Source organism: Nonomuraea sp. NBC_00507, assembly GCF_036013525.1.
In the GTDB taxonomy this organism is placed as follows: domain Bacteria; phylum Actinomycetota; class Actinomycetes; order Streptosporangiales; family Streptosporangiaceae; genus Nonomuraea.
Window position 1 is genome coordinate 4,170,994 of the sequence record NZ_CP107853.1, and the last position, 19,641, is coordinate 4,190,634.

Annotated in this window: 17 protein-coding genes and 1 pseudogene; 14 read left to right on the plus strand and 4 right to left on the minus strand. The window is 70.8% G+C overall.

The window, feature by feature from the left end; translation table 11 throughout:
• The first annotated feature begins 23 nt into the window (after positions 1-23).
• Positions 24-473, plus strand: a complete 450-nt coding sequence (locus OHA25_RS20750) for a helix-turn-helix domain-containing protein (RefSeq protein ID WP_327589174.1) — start codon at positions 24-26, stop codon at positions 471-473.
• On the opposite strand, the gene OHA25_RS20755 is transcribed toward OHA25_RS20750, so the two are convergent.
• The gene (locus OHA25_RS20755; protein ID WP_327589175.1) at positions 470-2,485 is read right to left on the minus strand and encodes a CehA/McbA family metallohydrolase; all 2,016 of its coding nucleotides are present in this window, start codon (positions 2,483-2,485) and stop codon (positions 470-472) included. The genes OHA25_RS20750 and OHA25_RS20755 overlap by 4 nt on opposite strands.
• Positions 2,486-2,570: 85 nt before the next feature.
• On the opposite strand from OHA25_RS20755, the gene OHA25_RS20760 reads away from it, so the two are divergent.
• Positions 2,571-3,260: a rhodanese-like domain-containing protein gene (locus tag OHA25_RS20760; protein ID WP_327589176.1), complete on the plus strand. Its 690-nt coding sequence runs from the start codon at positions 2,571-2,573 to the stop codon at positions 3,258-3,260.
• Here the strand turns inward: OHA25_RS20760 and OHA25_RS20765 are convergent.
• Positions 3,257-3,541, minus strand: coding sequence for a Fe-S cluster assembly protein HesB (locus OHA25_RS20765; RefSeq protein ID WP_305916704.1), 285 nt, complete (start codon positions 3,539-3,541; stop codon positions 3,257-3,259). The two genes, OHA25_RS20760 and OHA25_RS20765, sit on opposite strands and share 4 nt — an antisense overlap.
• 96 nt (positions 3,542-3,637) lie before the next feature.
• Between OHA25_RS20765 and OHA25_RS20770 the strand changes: the two genes are divergently transcribed.
• From OHA25_RS20770 to OHA25_RS20825, 12 genes are all read left to right on the plus strand, one after another.
• Positions 3,638-4,291, plus strand: coding sequence for an endonuclease (locus tag OHA25_RS20770; protein WP_327589177.1), 654 nt, complete (start codon positions 3,638-3,640; stop codon positions 4,289-4,291).
• A gap of 9 nt (positions 4,292-4,300) precedes the next feature.
• On the plus strand, positions 4,301-5,074 hold the full coding sequence (locus tag OHA25_RS20775) for an enoyl-CoA hydratase/isomerase family protein (protein ID WP_327589178.1): 774 nt from the start codon (positions 4,301-4,303) through the stop codon (positions 5,072-5,074).
• A gap of 56 nt (positions 5,075-5,130) precedes the next feature.
• Positions 5,131-5,490: a hypothetical protein gene (locus OHA25_RS20780; RefSeq protein WP_327589179.1), complete on the plus strand. Its 360-nt coding sequence runs from the start codon at positions 5,131-5,133 to the stop codon at positions 5,488-5,490.
• On the plus strand, positions 5,481-6,698 hold the full coding sequence (locus tag OHA25_RS20785) for a DUF6395 domain-containing protein (RefSeq protein WP_327589180.1): 1,218 nt from the start codon (positions 5,481-5,483) through the stop codon (positions 6,696-6,698). Before OHA25_RS20780 ends, OHA25_RS20785 begins: the two co-directional genes overlap by 10 nt.
• Before the next feature lie 101 nt (positions 6,699-6,799).
• On the plus strand, positions 6,800-7,642 hold the full coding sequence (locus OHA25_RS20790; RefSeq protein WP_327589181.1) for a M55 family metallopeptidase: 843 nt from the start codon (positions 6,800-6,802) through the stop codon (positions 7,640-7,642).
• 15 nt (positions 7,643-7,657) lie between these two features.
• A complete protein-coding gene (locus OHA25_RS20795; protein ID WP_327589182.1) occupies positions 7,658-9,226 on the plus strand; it encodes a flavin monoamine oxidase family protein in 1,569 nt (522 codons plus the stop codon).
• Positions 9,227-9,285: 59 nt separating this feature from the next.
• Positions 9,286-9,798, plus strand: a complete 513-nt coding sequence (locus tag OHA25_RS20800) for a YbaK/EbsC family protein (RefSeq protein WP_305916697.1) — start codon at positions 9,286-9,288, stop codon at positions 9,796-9,798.
• Positions 9,799-9,919: 121 nt separating this feature from the next.
• Positions 9,920-11,884 carry a serine/threonine-protein kinase gene (locus OHA25_RS20805; RefSeq protein WP_327589183.1) on the plus strand — a complete coding sequence of 655 codons (1,965 nt, stop codon included), beginning with the start codon at positions 9,920-9,922 and terminating at the stop codon, positions 11,882-11,884.
• Positions 11,874-13,688 (plus strand): serine/threonine-protein kinase, encoded by a 1,815-nt coding sequence (locus tag OHA25_RS20810; protein ID WP_327589184.1) that lies wholly within the window; start codon positions 11,874-11,876, stop codon positions 13,686-13,688. The genes OHA25_RS20805 and OHA25_RS20810 overlap by 11 nt, the downstream gene beginning before the upstream one ends.
• A 128-nt stretch (positions 13,689-13,816) precedes the next feature.
• Positions 13,817-15,022, plus strand: coding sequence for a serine/threonine-protein kinase (locus OHA25_RS20815; RefSeq protein ID WP_327589185.1), 1,206 nt, complete (start codon positions 13,817-13,819; stop codon positions 15,020-15,022).
• Between the two features lie 238 nt (positions 15,023-15,260).
• Positions 15,261-16,040: an electron transfer flavoprotein subunit beta/FixA family protein gene (locus tag OHA25_RS20820; RefSeq protein ID WP_305916693.1), complete on the plus strand. Its 780-nt coding sequence runs from the start codon at positions 15,261-15,263 to the stop codon at positions 16,038-16,040.
• Positions 16,041-16,058: 18 nt separating this feature from the next.
• Positions 16,059-17,012 carry an electron transfer flavoprotein subunit alpha/FixB family protein gene (locus OHA25_RS20825; protein WP_327589186.1) on the plus strand — a complete coding sequence of 318 codons (954 nt, stop codon included), beginning with the start codon at positions 16,059-16,061 and terminating at the stop codon, positions 17,010-17,012.
• A 609-nt stretch (positions 17,013-17,621) separates the two neighbouring features.
• Here the strand turns inward: OHA25_RS20825 and OHA25_RS20830 are convergent.
• Positions 17,622-18,911 (minus strand): annotated as a pseudogene (locus OHA25_RS20830) (MFS transporter); the annotation flags it as partial.
• 194 nt (positions 18,912-19,105) lie between these two features.
• Positions 19,106-19,627: a TetR/AcrR family transcriptional regulator gene (locus tag OHA25_RS20840; RefSeq protein ID WP_327589187.1), complete on the minus strand. Its 522-nt coding sequence runs from the start codon at positions 19,625-19,627 to the stop codon at positions 19,106-19,108.
• Positions 19,628-19,641 lie beyond the last annotated feature (14 nt).

Consider the following 19,641-nt stretch of genomic DNA (forward strand, 5'->3'; position numbering starts at 1 on the left):
ACGTCGGCGCGACGGTGAATCCGGTGCGCAGCAGTGCGGGCATCGGAACCCTCGCCGACCCCGTACGCCAGGAGTTGTACCTGTTCGTGTCCGCGCAGCCAGGACCCGTGAGCCGCGACCAGGCCGCCGAGGCCATCGGGATCGCCCGCCACAAGGCCAAGTTCCATCTCGACAGGCTCGAGTCCGAAGGGCTGCTCGAGGCCGTCTACGCCCGGCTCACCGGAAGGACGGGGCTGGGCGCGGGACGCAGCTCGAAGTTGTACCGCCGGGCGGCCCGCGAGTTCGCCGTCTCGTTGCGCCACGCTCTCGCAGAGGCGCAGCGGGAACTGGTCTGCCACATGAACCACGCTCTGATCACCGGCCTGGTGGAGAGCGTCGCGCCGCCCCAGGTGGAGGCCAGGTGGGAACCTGGCGACAACCGCTGCTGCGTGAGCCTGGCCATGGAAGGACAGACGGGCGGCCGGTCCGGCTAGGCGAGCCGCCCCCGGTAGACGGCCCGCGCCCGCTCGTACAGCTCCAGGTGGTCTCCCAGCTGATCGTCGGTCTCGAACGTGCCGAACTCGCGGACCACCGCCTCCAGCCGGTCCAGCCACGCCAGGCACCACCGCACGTCGGCCTCCCTGGCCACGTGCTCGCCCGCGACGTCCAGGTACACCGGGCTGCTGTGCGCGTACGCGCCGCGCCGATGGAAGGCCCGCGGATGCGGCCCGCCCGAGGCCACGGCCACCACGTACGTCGGCTCGCTCACCTCCGTCGACGTGACCAGGCGCCCGGGCCGCCCCCGCGCCAGCATGCCCGCCGCGGTGTGGATCTCCAGGTGCTCGACCTCGGGCCCGATCGAGGCGGCCACGATCTCCACTCGCTGCCCGGGCGCCAGCTCCAGAGTGTCCCCGGGCCCGTGCCCGTTCACCGTGATCTCCAGCCACGGCCCGGTGGTGGCGAACGTGCGGCCGAGCAGGATCGCCTCGGCGAAGGACTCCGCGGTGAGCGGGCCGGCCACGTTGGCGTAGACCCGCTCCCAGCCCGGGGGACCGGAGGCGGTGCCGCGGCGGCAGAAGGACAGCACGGCGTCGGTGCCCGCGGTGACCGTGAGCCGGTTGCCCGCGCTGATCAGGCGGCGGTAGACGGCGGCGGTGGCCGTGATGGAGGAGTGGTTGAGCACGTCCAAGGTGTCGATCAGACCCAGGGCGGCGTCGGCGACGATCTCCCTGGCCGAGCAGTTGCGCCCGCGGGCGAGCACCACGTCGGGCGGGTCCTCGTCGTCGAAGGGGACGTGGAACGGATGCCCGTACCCGGTGATCGCACCCAGCGCGCGCAGCTCTTCGAGCGCGACCGCGTTGGGCGGCCAGTCCACCGTGCCGAGGAAGCCCGTGTGGTAACGCTTGGGCAGGCCACGCAGGCCGAATGCGCTGAAGTGGCCGACCAGGTCGTTGCGGTATTCCACCCCGATCCTGGCCAGGTGCCGCTCGTCCGACCACGGCAGGTCCTCGCCCACCCAGTGCTCCAGCGCCTCCACGTCGTAGACCCGCTCGCTCGCGACGTTGCCCGCCACGAGGTTGAGCACGTGCAGGTCCTCGCCGTGCTGCGCGGCCGCGGCCAGCTCGGGGGCGGCGGGCTCCTCGCCCATCCAGTTGAGGTGCACGTGCAGGTCGCCGCCGTACCAGCCGCGGGCGGCGGAGTCGTACAGCCGCTCGGGCGTCAGCTCCACCGGCGTCTCCCGGCCCGCGTCAGGGGTCACCACGATCTCGGCGGAGGCGTATTCCATGCCCCTGGTCACCGTCACCGTGATCGGCTCGGCGGGCACGGTGATCAGGAGGTCGTCACCGTGGAAGTACGGCGTGCGATGGGCGTCCAGCTTGGGCGGCGCGCCCTCGGGATACCAGCCTTGTCCGTTCGCGCTCGTCACGCTCCACCGGCAGGGGAACCCGGCCCGTACCCGGATCGTGGCCGCGGCGGCCCGCCTGGTCAGTGACGACAGGTCCACCGGCCGGCCGCCGACGGCGATCTCCCGCACGAGCTCGACCACCTTGGCCCCGCGGGGCGGCACCACGTGCGCCGTGCCGTCCACGACGACCTCGACCGGCTCGTCCGAGCTGGAGTCCAGCAACAACGCCGTGCGGAAGGGGCCGTCGTCCAGCACCACCCGCGTGTCGGCGGCCAGCGTGGCCCCCTCGGGCGACAGGCGCAGCGCCGGCAGGTTGTCCGGCACTTCGCCGCCGAGGGTGTCGCGGAGCAGCCGGTCCACGTCCACCTCGCCCAAGCGGTCGTTGAGCTCGTCGGGAGGGACCTCGGGGTAGCGCTCTGCCAGCTGGCTGACGGCCGCACTCCGGTAGTTGTGGCGGGTGTCGAGGAAGACGGTGGCCCACGCCTCGTCGACGTAGGAGATGGGCGGCTCGCCCCAGCAGGGCCCGTGGGCGTCACGCAGGGAACGGTAGTCGGCCAGCGCGCGGGCGACGGAGTCGGGTAGCAGCGGATTGTCACACATCGGACACTCCCTGAATAGGCCGCGCCGTCATCGTGACACGGAGGACGAGCCCATGCGAGCGATATCTGGGGGTACGTGAATTCTCATGACGCACATCATCGATCGCGAAGCCGTACAGGACCTGGTCGCCGCCCGCCAGGCCCAGCTGGTCGAGGTGCTTCCGGAGGAGGAGTACACGTGGGCGCACCTGCCCAGGGCCGTGAACCTGCCGCTCGGCGCCCTCGAGAAGGGCTCCTCGGCGCTGGATCGCGCGCGGCCGGTGGTCGTCTACTGCCACGACGCGCTGTGCGACCTGAGCCCGCGCGCCGCCCACCGGCTCGAACGCCTGGGATTCGGCGAGGTGCACGACTATGGGGCGGGCAAGATGGACTGGCTGGCGGCCGGCCTGCCGTACGAGGGGGAGGCCCACCTGGTGTCGGAGAACGTGCGCCGCGACCCCGTCACGGCCGGCCTGGACGACCCGCTGGAGGAGCTCACCGAACGGATCATCGGCGACCCGGCGGGACTCGCGGTGGTGGTCGACCAGGACGACGTGGTCCAGGGCGTCGTCGGGTCGAGCGAGCTCAAGGGCGCCGACATGAGCGGCACCGCCGAGCAGGCCATGCGCGTCGGGGTGACCACGGTGCGCCCGAGCGAGCAGCTCGAGCCGCTGATCCAGCGGATGGACCGGGCGAAGGTGGATCATGTCGTCGTCACGAAGGCGGACGGCACGCTGGTGGGGCTGTTCGGGCTCGGCGACGTCCGCCCGCAGGCAACGGAGTCCGACCTCGGCTAGGGCCGCCGGTCCAGCCGGAACGTCGGCTGGCCCGGGGTGCCCGGTTGGGCGTCGAGTGACTTGTCGTCCAGGATCGCCACGGTGTCCTCGGCCACGAAGACGCGTATGTCCTCCGCCTCGATGATCTGGTCGCCGGCCTGCGGCTGGCTGGCCAGGGCGAGTTCGAGCGCACCGGCCTCGTCGGCCTTCGCGGAGATGCGCAGGCCCGCGTCGGCGGGCACGTCGACACCGGCCATCACGTCGCGGATCGCGACGACGGCGTTGTGAGTCAAGGTCAGCACTGCAAGCTCCTTCACACCATCGAGAACCTCCGCCTCCCCAGCAGCGATCTGCCCAAACGCGGCATGGCGGGTCCGCCGCCGGGTAGCGGGATGGGCATGACCAAGACCGACAAAGCGGTTCTCGACGTCCTGCTCGACCGCTACGGCAGCACGTTCGCGGGCGAAGCCGGCATCAAGCTGTCCGACCAGCCGCGGCCGCTGTACCAACTGCTCGTCCTGGCCACCCTGCTCAGCGCTCGGATCTCGTCCGGCGTCGCGGTCGCGGCCGCGAAAGAGCTGTTCAAGGCCGGGTACGGCACGCCCAAGGGCATGCGGGACGCGAGCTGGCAGGACCGGGTGGACGCGCTGGGCCGCGGCCACTACCGCCGCTACGACGAACGTACCGCCACCATGCTCGGCGACGGCGCCGAGCTGCTCCTCGACCGCTGGAAGGGGGACCTGCGGAAGCTGCGCGACGAGGCCAAGGGCGACGACCGGCGGATCGCCTCGCTGCTGATGGAGTTCCCCGGCATCGGGCCGACCGGGGCGGACATCTTCCTGCGGGAGGTCCAGGCCGTGTGGCCGCAGGTCGCGCCGCACCTGGACAAGCGGGTGCTGGACGGCGCGGGCAAGCTGGGGCTGCCGAAGCAGGCCGGCCCGCTGGCCGAGCTGACCCACTCCGGTGAGGAGCTGGCCCGCCTGTCGGCCGCACTCGTCCGGGTTTCGCGGAGCAAGAAGACGGTTGATGAGGTGAAGTCGGCGGCAGGATAGGTTCGGACCATGGGTGAGTTTGTGAGCGTCGAAGTAGCTGACCAGATCGCCACGATCCGTCTTGATCGTCCCAAGATGAACGCGCTCAACGGCCAGGTCCAGCTGGAGATCGCCGAAGCGGCGCGCATCGTGGACGCCGACCCGCAGGTGCAGGCGGTCATCCTCTATGGCGGCGCGAAGGTCTTCGCGGCGGGCGCCGACATCAAGGAGATGGCCGACATGTCCTACGCGGACATGGTCGCTCATTCCCGCACGCTCCAGGAGTGCTTCACGGCGGTCGCCCGGATCGGCAAGCCGGTCATCGCCGCGATCACTGGTTACGCCCTGGGCGGCGGCTGCGAGCTGGCCCTGTGCGCCGACTTCCGGGTCGCCGGGGAGTCGGCCAAGCTGGGGCAGCCGGAGATCCTGCTGGGCATCATCCCTGGCGCGGGCGGCACCCAGCGCCTGCCCCGCCTCATCGGCCCGGCCCGCGCCAAGGACCTGATCTTCACCGGCCGCCACGTTCCCGCCGCCGAGGCCCAGGAGATCGGGCTGGTGGACCGGGTGGTGCCGGACGAGCAGGTCTACACGGCCGCGCTGGAATGGGCCGCCACGTTCGTGGGCGGCCCCGCGATCGCGTTGCGCGCCGCCAAGCAGGCCGTCGACCAAGGTCTGGAGGTGGACCTGGACACGGGTCTTGAGGTCGAGCGGCTGCAGTTCTCCGGGCTCTTCGCCACGGACGACTCCAAGATCGGTATGCAGGCGTTCACCGAGAAGACCAAGCCCAAGTTCACCGGCCGATAGGCCCGTTCGTTCAGGCCGTCCATCTGGCTCCGGGTTTGCCAGTATGGTGGCGTTTCATGATGCGCGTCCTGGTCCCTGCCCGGCTCCGCGCGGCCGTGCGCACGTGGTTCGACTCCCGCTACATCTCGATCGCCGACCACCGGCAGGACATCAAGGACGCGCTCTGGGAAGTCCAGACGCTGCGGCGGGAAGTGGTCACCCTCCAGGACGAGGTGGCACGCCTCAGGAACGCCAGGCCGCCGGTGGCAGCGGACCAGGCGACGATCGACGACACGCGCCGGCTCGCCCAGGAGACGGCGAAGGCGCTGGACGGGGTGCTCCAGAACGAGGTCCTCGTCTGGCAGGCCATCGACGAGCTGCGGCACGCCCGCGCTCGCCGGAGCTCGGCCGAGCCGGGGGAGCGGCCGTGCGTGTGACGTGGGCTGTGACCTCGACCGGCAGGGACCTGAGCTTCCGGCTCGACCCCGAGGACGAGATCACCGGGCGAGCCTCCGACGACTACCCCGTCAAACTGGCCACCAACTCCTGCTCCATCGGCGGCGTCCCCGCCGACGCCCACCCCGACCTGTTCGCGGTCGCGGCCTGGACCGTCGTCGCGCCGTGGACCCGGCGGCGGATCTCCTTCGACCGGGCCATCTCGGCCGAGCTCGCCGCCGCCTTCCACGACGGCTGGGGCATCGAGGCCGGGCCGGTGGGGGCGCAGGCACGGCAGGCGGGCCGTACGCTCGCGATCTCGTACAGCGGCGGCGCGGACTCCGTGGCCGCGGCCACGATCTACCCTGACGCGCCTTTCGTGCACTTCCGGCGGGTGGCGCATCGGCGCGTGCCCAACCGGTGGCCGCACTACCGGTCCGACGTGCTGGCCGGGCTCGCCGCGACGACCGGACGGACGGTGTCCACGGTCACGTCCGACCTGGAATACACGCTCGCCGAGCCGCGCCCGGGCTACCCGGAGCACCACGCGGTCGCGGCGGGTGCGCTGCTGCTCGCCGACGAGCTGGACCTCGGCGGGCTGGGCTTCGGCTACGAGCTCGGCTCACGCTGGCTGGGTGGCGGGCGCTATCTGCACCGGTTCACGCCCGACAACCCCATGTGGTCTCCACATGGCCGGTGGGGGAAGCTGTTCGCCGCGGCCGGGGTGCACATTGTGCTGCCCGTCGGCGGCGTGAGCGAGGCGATCACCATGCGGGTGGCCCTGAGCTCCGACCTCAAGGGTCAGGTGCGCTGGTGCCTTCGCGGCGCCGACGGCCCGTGCCGCACGTGCGGCAAATGCCTGTACAAGGAGCTCATCCAAGCCGCCGTCGAGCGGCGGCCGCTGGACACGCCGCTCACCGCCGACCGTCCCGTGGTGCGCAAGTGGCTGAGGAAGCCGCCGTACGGCGGGCAAGAGATGATCGAGTATGGGCTGGCGCGGGTGCCCGGGATCGAGAACACCCCCTTCGCCCGGGCGCTGGACTACTTCGAGGCGAGCGAGGAGTCGACGAGCTGGCTCGACCACTGCTACCCACCGGCCATCGACGAGATTCCGGCGCAGTGGCGTGATCAGGCGGCCGCGTTCATGGCGGCCCACGTCGGGTTCATGACCGAGGCCGAGGCCCGCCGGGTGGAAACATGGGGCTCCTGACCCCACCGGCCTCCCCCGGGTGGTGCGGTTTACGGTCGGCACGGGCGAGAAGGCGCGGCAGTTTCGCCGTGCGGGTGTGAGCTAGGCGAGGAGCTGGGTGCGTGAAGGTTTATCTGTCGGTGGACATGGAGGGCGTGACGGGGCTGACCGACCCCGAGGAGATGCACGCCGGCCAGCGCGGCTACGAGCGCGGGTGCGAGCTGATGACCGCCGACGCCAACGCCGCCGTCGCGGGCGCGTACCAGGCTGGGGCGGCGAACGTGCTGGTCAACGACGCCCACGGCTCCACCAAGAACCTCAGGATCGACCTGCTGGATGAGCGGGCCAGTCTGATCCGGGGACCGGGCAAGGCGCAGCGCATGGCCCAGGGGCTCGACGGCTCGTTCCAGGCGGCCGGGTTCGTCGGCTACCACGCCCGCGCAGGCGTGGCGGACGGCGTGCTCAACCACACCTGGATGGGCAAGGAGATCCAGAACGTCTACCTCAACGGCGAGCTGTGCGGCGAGACCCGCCTCGTGGCCGCGTGCGCCGGGTTCCACGGCGTGCCGGTGGTGCTGGTCACCGGGGACGAGGCGGTCGGTGAGGAGGCACGCGAGCTGCTCGGCGACGTCGAGACGGTCGCGGTGAAGAAGGGCATCGACAAGTTCTCGGCCGAGTTGCTGCCGCCGGGCGTCGCCCAGGCTCGCATCCGTGAGGCCATTGCGCGCGCTCTGGGCCGGTTGAGCGATTTCACGCCTTACCGGCTGGCGGCGCCGTACACGCTCGGAGTGGAGTGGAACTCCACCGCCATCGCCGCGGCGGTCGCGCTGATTCCCGGCGTGAAGACCGCCGGGTCGCGGCACACCGAGTTCACTACCGACGACTTCAGCCAGATCATGGCGCTGTTCGGCATCTTCGCCACCATCGGTGGTCAGGTCGCCTGTGGCAGCGGCCCCTACGGCTGAGGCAGGGGAGCGGGCGTGGAAGATGCCGGAGCACGGAGCTCCGCGGCGCTGACCCGGCGGGGGCTGCTCGTCGGGATCGGGGCGGTGGGCGGCGCGGGCGCCATGTACGCCGCCATGGGTGCCCTGGGCCTGGCTCCCTCCGGGCAGGACAAGCAGTTCGCCGCCCCGAGGCCGGGCGACTTCGCGCTGCGCGGGAAGGCCTCCGCCAAGGTGGTGATCCTGGGCGCGGGCGTCGCCGGCCTGACCGCCGCGTACGAGCTCGGCAAGAGCGGCTACGACTGCACCCTCCTCGAGGCCAGGGAGAAGGCGGGCGGCAGGAACCTGACGCTCCGCGGCGGCGACCGGCTGACGGAGCTGAACGGCCCGGCCCAGGAGGTGACGTTCGGCGAGGGTGTTTACTTCAACGCGGGCCCCGGCCGCATCGCCCCCTGGATGGTGACCCTCGACTACTGCCGCGAGCTGGGCATCCCCATCGAGACGTTCGTGAACAACAACGCCTCCGCCTACGTGCACACCAACGGCCAGACGGTACGGGCCCGCATGGCCCGAGCCGACATGTACGGATATATCGCGGAATTACTTGCCAAGGCCACCAACCTCGGCGCCCTCGACAAGGCCATCACCCAGGACGACCAGGAACGCCTGCTCGACTTCCTCAGAAGGTTCGGCGACCTCGGCCCCAAGCTCGAGTACGAGGGTTCCCCTCGCCGCGGTTTCGTGAAATATCCGGCGATCGACCTCGGCACCCCCCTCGACGCCCCCGGCACCCTCCGCCAGGTCCTCGCCGCCGGCACCGGCCGCGCGATCACCAACGACTTCGGCCACGACCAGGCCACCCCGATGTTCCAGCCGGTCGGCGGCATGGACGCGATCGTCACCAAGCTCACCGAGGCGGTAGGCCAGGACCGCATCACCATCGGCGCCAAGGTCACCAAGATCACCACGTTGGACGACGGCGTGGAGGTCGTCTACGAGGGCGGCGCCATCAAGGCCGACTACTGCATCGCCACCCTCCCGCCCCACCTCCTCGCCAAGATCCCGCACAACCTCGGCGCCGAGGTCACCGCCGCGCTCAGGACGCCGGTCCCGATCGCCGCCGGCAAGATCGGCCTGGAGTACGGCACGCGCTGGTGGGAGCTGGAGGACCGCATCTACGGCGGCGTGACCGAGACCGACCTGGACATCACCCACATCTGGTATCCGTCGCACGGCTACCACGCGGAGCGCGGCCTCATCGTCGGCTACTACAACACCGAGCGCCACGCCGAGCTCTACGGCGCCCTCACCCCGGAGGACAGAAGGCGCAGGGCGCTCACCCAGGGCAAGAAGATCCACGGCGACAAATACCGCCAGAACCTCCTGTCCAGCGTCTCCATCGCCTGGGAACGCCAGGCCCACATCCAGGGCGGCTGGGTACGCTGGCCCGCCTTTGATTCGTCCTTCACTCTTCTGCAACGCCCTGCCGGAAGGGTTTACTTCGCGGGCGACTGGCTCACCCACCTGATCGCCTGGCAGGCGGGGGCCATGGAGTCCGCCCGCGGTGCTGTCACCCAGCTGCACCAGCGCGTGTTGCAGTCGCCGTGACGGCACGCTGCTCCACGGACCGGCATAGGGTCCGAGGAGAAGCGAATCGAGGAGATGGGATGACGCTGCACTGGGTCCCCGCGACCGAACGAACCGACCTCCTGGCCGATCCCGTGGCTCACGCCGTGGCCGGCATGGAGGGCGTCGAGGTGGCCGAGATCGACCCCGATCTCGCCGACACCGCGGCCTTCTGCGAGCGCTATGGCGTACGGCTCGACGAGTCGGCCAACTGCGTGGTCGTGGCGGCCAAACGGGGCGGCGAGACGCGCTACGCCGCCTGCATGGTGCTCGCGACCATGCGCGTCGACGTGAACGGCGTCGTACGCAGGCATCTCGACGCCCGCAAGGCGAGCTTCGCGCCGATGGACGACGCGGTGGAGCTGACCGGGATGGAATACGGCGGCATCACGCCGCTCGGCCTGCCCGACGACTGGCCGATCCTGGTGGACGCGCACGTCGCCGAGCATCCGAGGGTGGTGATCGGCAGCGGCCTGCGCAGATCGAAGCTCGCCGTCTCCGGTGCCGCGCTGTCCGGGCTCAAGCGGGCCGAGGTCCTGGCCCTAGCAAACTGAAGCCGATTCGAGACCGTTGGATGGGAAACCCATGAGGCCATTGCGGACGTTGTACGAGTGGGAATGTGGCCTCATGGTTCATCTCGTGGGCGGGGATTAAGCCGGTATGGTGCTTCATGCCATGAACGATGACCGACTTGGCCCTTACCGGCTGCTCAGGCGGCTCGGTGAAGGCGGGATGGGCGTTGTCCACCTCGCTGCCGACCCGCAGGGGCGGCAGGTGGCGGTCAAGGTCCTGCGCGGAGAGGTCGCCGGCGACGAGGTCGCCAGGCGGCGGCTTTCGCGCGAGGTCGAGACCATGCGCCGGGTCCGCAGCAAATACATCGCCGAGGTCGTCGACGCCGACGTCACCGGTCATCGGCCTTATATCGTCACCCGTTTCGTGCCGGGCCGTCCGCTCGACGAGATCGTCAAGGACGACGGCCCACTCGACCTGCCCGCGCTGATCAGGGTCGCGCACGGGGTGGCGTCGGCGCTGGCCGCCGTGCATTCGGTCGGCGTGATCCACCGTGATCTCAAGCCCGGCAACGTCATGATCCTGGACGGCGAGCCCGTCCTGATCGACTTCGGCATCGCCCAGGCGGTCGACGCGACCCGGCTGACGCAGACCGGCATGTTCATCGGCACGCCCGGCTACCTCGCGCCCGAGATCATCGAGGGCCAGGAGGCGGGCCCCGAGGTCGACGTCCACGCGTGGGCGGGCACGCTGCTGTTCGCGGCGACCGGCCAGCCGCCCTTCGGCAAGGGCACGCTGGAGATGATCTTCTACAACATCACCGCGGGCAAGGCCGACGTCAGCGCCGTCCCGGCGACGCTGCAGCCGCTGCTCAAGGCGGCTTTCCAGCGCAACCCCAACAAGCGTCCCAAGGCGGCCGACCTGGCCGAGCAGACCGCCAGGATGTTGCCGCAGCAGCCGCCGCCGGGCGGCATGCCCGACGAGATCTCCACCGCGCCACGCGCGACGGACACACCGCCGCCTCGGGTGACGGACAAGCCGGCCTACGACATCTCCACGCCGCCGGTCACGCCCAGGCGGCTGCTCGAAGGCCAGGACCAGCCCGCCGCGCCGCCGCAGGAGCAGCCATACGTCTCGCTGCTGCCCAACCAGGCCGACCCGTGGCCGACCCGCCGGGTCACGCCCGAGGAGCTGCGGCAGATCCAGCGCGAGGGCGCGCCGGTTCCGCCGAGCCAGCCGTGGCCGCAGCCGCAGGCCAACAACCACCCGGTCCCGCCGGGCGAGACCGACGTGCCGACCAGGCGCGTACGCCCCGACTCGCCGGACTACGGCAGGCTCAGCACCGGCCCTGACGCCGGCAGGCCCGGCCCCGACATGGGCAGGGTGGGTCACGGCCCCGACATGCCCGACTACGGCAGGCCGAGCCCGACGCCGGCCCAGCCGCCTCCTTACATCCCGGCGCAGCCGCAATATCCGCCGGACCGGATGACCAAGCGGGAGCCTTACATCCCGGCGGCCGCGCCTGGCAGGGCACTACAGCGCTCCAGGGCGTACGGCGTGGCGAGCGCCATGCTGCTCGTCCTCATGACCGTGGCGGCCGTGCTGGCGCCCGTGCTCGTGGCCGTCGCGGCCATCCCGATCGCGGTGCTGCTGCGCGCGGCGGACCTGGCGCAGCCCCAGCTCTCCGCCCGCCGGGCGGCCGGCGCCGCCGCGCTCGACGTGATCAGGGTGCTGGCCTACCCCAAGGCACTCGCCAAATCGGTGGGCATCACGCTCGCCCTGGTGCTCTACGCGCTCATCCTGGGGCTGCCGGTTACACTGTTGCTATCGGTAGTGGCCGGGATGGATTCATACAATGCCCTCGCCTGGGGCGCCGCGGTCGCGCTGTGGACCGTGTGCGCCGGCCCCGGGGTCGAGGGTCCCGGCAAACAAATGCGCAGAACGCTCTCATCGCTCGTACCCTCGAGAACAGCGGCGATGGTGATAGCGGGAATCCTCGCGGCGGGTGCCGCGCTCTCGCTGATCCTCGCTTACGGCACGTTCGGGGACAACGCAAGGGGGGCCGTATGGACTCCGCTGAACGTCGATCCAGTGGTGGAGCTGCTCAAGGACCTGAAGGATGGGGGATGATCCGGGGAAGGCGGCGATGAACACCCAGGCACCAGAGCGGCTCGGCCCTTATCGGCTCGTCAGGAAGATCGGCGAAGGCGGCATGGGTGTCGTCCATCTCGGTCTCGACGGCGAGGGCCGTGAGGTCGCCATCAAGGTGCTCCACCCGCACGTGGCCGCCGACCTCAAGGCGCGCGACCGGCTGACCCGCGAGGTTGAGACCATGCGCCGGGTGCGCAGCCCATTCGTCGCCGAGGTCATCGACGCCGAGCTCGTGGGCGGCCAGCCCTACGTCGTGACCCGCTTCGCCCCCGGCCGCACGCTGGAGGACACCGTCCTGACCGACGGCGCCCTCACGGCGCGCGAGGTCATCAAGCTCGCCCAGGGGCTCTGCCAGGCGCTGGTGGCCATTCACGCGGCCGAGGTGATCCACCGCGACTTCAAGCCGTCCAACGTCATGCTCGTCGACGGCGAGCCGCTGGTCATCGACTTCGGCATCGCCCACCTGGTCAACGCCACGAGGCTGACGCAGACCGGCATGTTCGTCGGCACGCCCGGCTACCTGGCGCCGGAGATCATCCGCGATACGGACATCACCCAGGCGGCCGACGTGCACGCCCTGGCCTCGACGGTGTTCTTCGCCGCGACCGGCGCGCCGCCGTTCGGCACGGGAACGTTCGAGGCGGTCTGCTTCAACATCATGGAAGGGCGGGCGCAGCTCGACAAGGCGCCCGCGTGGCTGCGCCACTGGCTCAGCCGGGCCCTGCAGGTCGACCCTGCGGCCCGGCCCGGCGCTCAGGAGTTGCTGCGGATGGCCAGGGCGCTGGATCCGTCGGTGACCACGTTCAACGAGACGCCCTCCTTCGATGGGCCGACGGGGACCAAGCGCATGGGCAGCGGGACGCGGGTCATGGACTCCTACTCCGACCTGCTGCCTCCGGTCCAATACGCCAAGCCCGCGCCGCCGCCCCCGGCTCCGCCGCGGGAGAAGAAGCGGCGTGAGGAGAAGCCGCCGCCCTACGTGCCCGCGCCCGTCTCCGCCCGGCCGCCGATGGCCGACCAGCGGGTGGCCGGCTACCCGGCGCCGCAGCCGCGCACGGCCCCGCCGCCACCGGCGCCTCGCTACGTTCCGCCGCCTCAATACACTCCGCCGGCCGAGCGGAAGAAATATCTGTTCGGCAGCCAGTTCACCGGGTTGCTGCTGCTGGTCACGCTGGTCGCGCTGACGGTCATGATGCCAGTCATGGTGGGCGCGGTGGCGGTCGTGCTGGCGCTGGTGTTGCGGCTCGGCGAATACCTGTTCGGCGACCTGGTCAAGCGGCGGCAGATCCGCGGAAGCAGCGGGTCCGACCCGCTGCTCGTCGTGGTCGGCACGCCGTGGGCGCTCGTGAAGTCGGCGCTCGTGACAGCCGTGCACGGGCCGCTGGCGCTGCTGTTCGGCGTGTGCGTGTGGGGCGTGCTCTACTGGGCGGGCAGGATGAGCGTCAACGAGGCGGCCGCCTACGGGGCCGGAGCGTTCACCGCCGGCCTGTTCGTGCTGCCCGGCGGCGGTGCGCCGCGTAAGGCCGTGACCCGCTCGCTCACCAGCGTCCTGCGTACGCCCGGTGCGGCGCTGGTCGCGGTCGTGCTGGTGGGCACGGCGGCGCTGTTCGCGGTGATGTTCGCGCTGGGCCAGCAGCCGGTGTGGTCGCCGTGGCAGGCGCCGGAGACGGTCATCGACCAACTGGCCAGCGAGGCCAGGCAGAGCACGATGGGGCTGATCAGCGGACTGATCGGCAGCCTGCTGGACGATCTCGGGCTGGGCTTCCTGACCAACTGGTCCTGAGGCGTCCCGGCAGGGCGCCTGAGTCCGCAGGGTGGGCGTCAGGAGGATGGCGCCTAAGTCTGACGGGCAGGGCGTCAGGAGGATGGCGCCCGAGTGTCCCGGCAAGCCGTCAGGGGGAGAGTAGAGGTATGAGCGAGCGTCTCGGCCCCTATGAGCTCCTTTCCCGGCTCGGGGCAGGCGGGTTCGGCGAGGTGCATCTCGCGCTCGACGCCGAGGGACGCACGGTCGCGGTCAAGGTGCTGCACCCGCACATCGCGGCCGACGGCGCGAGCTCCGGCGCGCTCGCCCGGCTGGCGCGCGAGGTGGAGACCATGCGCAGGGTCGGCGGGCCGCACGTGGCAGAGGTGCTCGACGCCTCGCTGGAGGGCGCCCGACCCTATCTCGTGACCCGTTATGTCCAGGGCCGACCGCTCAGCGCCCTGCCCGCGCCCGTGGACGACCTGCACAGGCTGGCCTCCGGGCTGGCCGACGCGTTGCTGGCCATGCACGAGGCCGGAGTGATCCACCGCGATCTCAAGCCGGCGAACGTGATGATGGCCGAAGGCGATCCCGTCGTCATCGACTTCGGCATCGCCAGCGCGCTCGACTCGCTGTCGGTCACCGCCTCGGGCGCGGTGGTGGGCACGCCCGGCTACCTGGCCCCCGAGGTGCTGGAGGGCAAGCAGGCGGGCATGGAGGCCGACGTGTTCTCGTTCGGGGCGACGCTGGCGTACGCGGCGACCGGGCGGCAGCCGTACGGGCAGGGTCCGGCCTCCGCGGTCGCCTACCGGGTCGTGCACCATCCGCCCGATCTGGAAGGCGTGCCCGAGTGGCTGGCGCCGCTGTTGCGGGTGTGCCTGTCCGTCGATCCGGCCGCGCGGCCGACGGCCGCGGAGATCTGCGCCAAGCTGGGCGTCGCCCACGTGCCTGCTCCGCCGCCCCGCACCTCTCGCGCAGCCGACCACGCGATGACCGTGGAGTGGCGGCCGGGCAAGGAGCGGCATCGGCGGACGGTGGAGGAGTCCAAGGCCCGGCATCGGGAGAAGGTACGCAGGCGCTGGCTGATCGGCTCGGGGCTGTTCGTGTCGTTACTGGCGGCCGCGGCGTGGGAGCCGCTGTCGGAGGTCGCGCTCTTCCTGCTGGCGGCGTACGCGCTGGCCGTGGTGGCGGATGCCGGGGTGGCGCTGTTCTCGCACGGCCCTTACCGGCGCAGTCGCATGATCACGGATATGGTGAGCGTGGCGGGGGTCGTCGGGCTGTGTTTCGGGCTGGCGGCGGTGTTCAGCACGTTCACGCTGGCGCTGTTCGCGGGCACGGCGCTGGTGGTCGGGATCGTGTTCCTGCTGTCGGCATGACGGTCCGGTGGCGGCGCGGGGCCTGGTGGGCGTTAACAGAATTAAGCTCGGTATGGTGGCTGTCGTGTCGTCCGCATCCGCGGCGGTTTGCGCGTAAGCTACCCATGGGTAACATGACCGCGACAAGCCACCCTCTGCCGGGAGCCCGGAGGACACCTGGCAGTCTGGACAGCATTGCATCCGGCGCCCACCGCAGCGACGCGGTGGCGCACGCGAAACGGGAGGTCGGCCACCGGCCATGAACATCGTCGTCTGCGTGAAGCAGGTCCCCGACACGGCGACCGAGCGCAAGCTGCGGTCCGATGACAAGACGCTCGACCGCGACGCCGCCGACGGCGTGGTCAACGAGCTTGACGAGTACGCGGTCGAGGAGGCGCTGAAGCTCAAGGAAGCCCACGGTGGCGAGGTCACCGTGCTCACCATGGGCCCAGGCAAGGCCACCGAGACCATCCGCAAGGCCCTGGCCATGGGCGCCGACAAGGCCGTGCACCTGAGCGACGAGGCTCTGCACGGCTCGGACGCGCTGTCGACCTCGTACGCGATGGCCCAGGTGCTCAAGAAGATCGGCTTCGACCTGGTCGTCCTGGGCTCGGAGTCCACCGACGCACGCACCGGCGTGCTGGCCGCCATGCTGGCCGAGCGCCTCGGTGCGCCACAGCTCACGCTGGCCAACAAGGTCGAGATCGAGGGCTCCTCGATCACCATCCAGCGCCTCACCGACTACGGCTTCGACAAGGTCTCGGCCACGCTGCCGGCCGTCGTCTCCGTGGTGGAGAAGATCAACGAGCCCCGTTACCCCTCGTTCAAGGGCATCATGGCGGCCAAGAAGAAGCCGGTCGAGACGCTCGCCATCGGCGACGCCTCCATCGACGCCGCCCAGGTCGGCCTGGCCGCGGCCTGGTCCGAGGTCGTCGACTTCGCCGCGGCCCCGCCGCGCGCGGCCGGCACGGTCGTCAAGGACGAGGGCGACGGTGGCGAGAAAGCCGCCGACTTCCTGGCGTCGAAGAAGTTCATCTGAGAACGGGGGATTACTGAAATGTCGGAGATTCTCGTTCTCGTCGAGCACGTCGACGGCGAGGTCAAGAAGGTCACGCTGGAGCTGCTCACGCTGGCCCGCTCCCTCGGCACGCCGGCCGCCGTCTGGGCCGGCCCCGGCATCACGCCGGACGCCAAGGCCAGGCTGGCCGAGTACGGCGCCGAGAAGATCTATGTCGCTCCCGCGAGCGACATCGTCGACCACGTCGTCGCGCCCAAGGCCGAGCTACTGGCCCAGCTGGTGGCCGACAAGTCGCCGTCGGCCGTGCTGGTCGCCGCCACGCCCGAGGGCAAGGAGGTCGCCGGCCGCCTCGCGGTCAAGACCGACTCCGGCGTCATCACCGACGCCGTGGGCCTCGGCGAGGGCTTCGTAGCCGACCAGTCGATCTTCGGCGGCGGCATCAACGTGCAGTCGAAGGTCCGCAAGGGCACCCCGATCATCGCCGTACGCCCCAACTCCACGGCCCCCGCGCCCGCCGGGGGCGCCGGAGCGGAGGAGGAGATCTCGGTGGCGCTGTCCGACGCGGCCAAGGCGGCCCGCATCGTGGAGCGCGTCAAGCAGGAGAAGGGCGCCCGCCCCGAGCTGACCGAGGCCGCGATCGTGGTCTCCGGCGGCCGCGGCGTCGGCTCGGCCGAAAACTTCTCCATCATCGAGGAGCTCGCGGACGCGCTCGGCGCGGCCGTCGGCGCTTCGCGCGCCGCGACGGACGCGGGCTGGTATCCGCACCAGTTCCAGGTGGGCCAGACGGGCAAGACGGTGTCGCCGCAGCTCTACATCGCGGCCGGCATTTCCGGGGCGATCCAGCACCGGGCCGGCATGCAGACCGCCAAGACGATCGTCGCCATCAACAAGGACCCTGAGGCGCCGATCTTCGAGCTGGCCGACTACGGAGTGGTGGGCGACCTTCACCAGGTCGTGCCCCAGCTCACGGAGGAAGTCAAGAAGCGCAAGTAGGGTGCGCGGGGGGATAAGCATGGTCTTCGCGCGGTAGCGCTTCGCGCAAGGGAGCTCAGACTGTGACATTGGGGGGCTCAGCCCCCCAAACCCCCGCTCAAAGCCGTTTCGCCGATTCGTCGGCTCGACCGCGTGGCCGAGGGCGTGGGCGGGAGGACTCCACAATCGAGGCCACGGAGGCGTTGCTACGCTTGTAGCGCATCACTCATCCCGGTCTCTCGTCGCCGCCGATGGATTTCCGCTGTCGAAGTCGGTACCGAACTGACCCGTCTCGGTGCGGACGCCACAGGCCTTGCGGACGAACTGCGGGAGACACTCACCGAGACGACGGACGATCTCCCGTGGTAGAGCGCAAACGCGCGGTCGTTCCAGCATCTCGGGGGCGATCGGACCGCCCAGACAGCGGCGGATGTCCGGGCCCAGCCATGTACGTTCCAACGCGGGCTGGTCGGCACGCGTGGTCGCCCTCACGTGCAGGCGCTGCGTTGAGATCCCAGTTGGATCCAGCCACTCCTCCATGATCGAGCCAAGATAGCGCCTCGCCGCGCCGCCCGGCGGGTGAGCGCGGGGCGGCGACGGCGATCCACAGGAAACTCCCAGATCGGGTCGTCAGGCGGCGATCTCGGCCGGTTGCCGGTCCGGGAGCGGGAGCCGGTTGACGGTGGCCGGTTCGGTACGGGGGAGGAGGCGGGCGGCCAGGGCGATCAGCAGGCCCAGGACGACGCCGATGCCGAGTGCGGTACGCAGGCTGGTGGTGTCCGACAGGAAGCCGATCACCACGGGGCCGAGCAGCAGGCCCGTGTACCCCATCGCGCCCGCCTGGGCGATCGCCGGCCCCGGGGTGTCGGTGGCGGTCCCGGCGAGCGACAGCGTGAGCGGCGAGATCGTCGCCACGCCGAGGCCCACGAAGAACATCGCGAACACCGCCACCAGCGCCGCGGGAGCCAGCAGCACCACCGCGAAGAACCCGGCCGTGGCAACCCCGGAGACGGTCAGCATGCCGCGCACGCCGAACCTGGTCCGCAGCCGGTCACCGGTGAGCCTCGCGATCAGCATGCCCGCCTCGAAGACCGGGTAGCCGAGCGCCGCCAGCGCCTCGGGGGCGCCGAGCTCGTTGCGCATGTAGAGGCCGTTCCAGTCGGCGACCGTGCCCTCCACCATGAACGCGAAGAACATGATGGCGCCGAGCAGGTAGACGATCGGCGGCATGCGGCGGCGGCCGCTCGCGGCGGCCTTGGCGGCCGGTGCCTCGGGCAGGTACGTGCGACCGAGCACGATCATGACCGGTAGCGCGGCCAGGCCGATCAGCGCCACGTTGGCGGTGAACGACAGTCCCAGGGCGATCGACAGGCTGCCGAGGGCGCCTGCCGCGATCGCGCCGACGCACCAGCCCGCGTGCATGCCGTTCATCAGCGGACGGCCGTACGCCTGCTCGACGGTGGACCCCTGGGCGTTCATGGCGATGTCGACCATGCCGAACCCCAGGCCGAACAGCGCCACGGCGGCCATGAGCCACGGGAGATCCGGGGCGAAGGCCACGGCCACGAGGCTGAGCGCGGTGAGTGGGCCGCCGACCCGCAGGACCCCCCTGCTGCCCGCGCGGGTCATGATCCTGCGCATGGACTGCATGGTCACCAGGGCGCCCAGACCCCAGACCAGCAGGATGGCGCCGACCGTGGACTCGGACAGGCCGAGTTTGTCGGTCAGCGCCGGGATACGCACGGTCATCGTGCCCACCATCAGGCCGCTAAGGACGAAGGTGAGGACCGCCCCGTAGCGGGCGCTCCTCAGGTTGCGGGTCATTCGGCAACACCTCACAAGATCGTTAATCATTTTGGATATCAGTGGCGTGGGGTGACGCATGTGGCACGCCGCTCGGTTGCAGCGTCGTGCGGGTGGGGCGTCGTGTAGCCAGGCGCCGTGCTGGTCCGCGCCGGCCTCCGCCGCACGCCGTCTCGCCGGCCCGGCGCCGGGTTGGCGGACGGATCGGGGGCGTGGCGATAGGCGTCGGGTCCTCGCGGACGCCGGACCCTCGGCGGGGTCGGCCGAAGTCCCTCGGCGGCGCTAGGTGCGGGTCGTTGGGACGGGCCGGGTCAGGGCGCTTTGGGCGGAGTTTTCAGCAGGGCTCGCAGGCGGCCCTCGAGGGCCTGCAGATCGTCCTCGGTGTTCAGCTCCGGGTCGTGGCTGGCCACGTCCCAGAGCCCCTCACACGCGAGCCGTACGATCTGCGATGCCTGCGGATCCGGCTCCTCGCTCAACCCCTCGCGATGCCATCGGGCCATCGCGTCACGGAGCGGCGCGAGCAGGAAGAGGTTGCCCGACGCCCCCGTGACGACCGCCCATCGTCGCAGCCGGCCCGATCGCACGGCGGCCAGCGTCGCGCCCACGTAGCGCTCGGTGTAGGTCTCATCCGGCTGAGCGGCCATGAGTTCGTCGAAGTCCTCGATCAACCGCTCCACCATGGCCTTGATCAAGGCTTCTTTGGAGCCGTAGTGATAGAGGAGGCCGCCCTTGCTCACACCTGCTCGCTCGGCGACGGCCGCGAGCGTGAGCGCGGCCGAGCCCTGGTCGCAGAGGAGCTCCTCCGCCGCGTCCAAAAGCTCGTCTCGTCTCATGTCTTTACTGTACC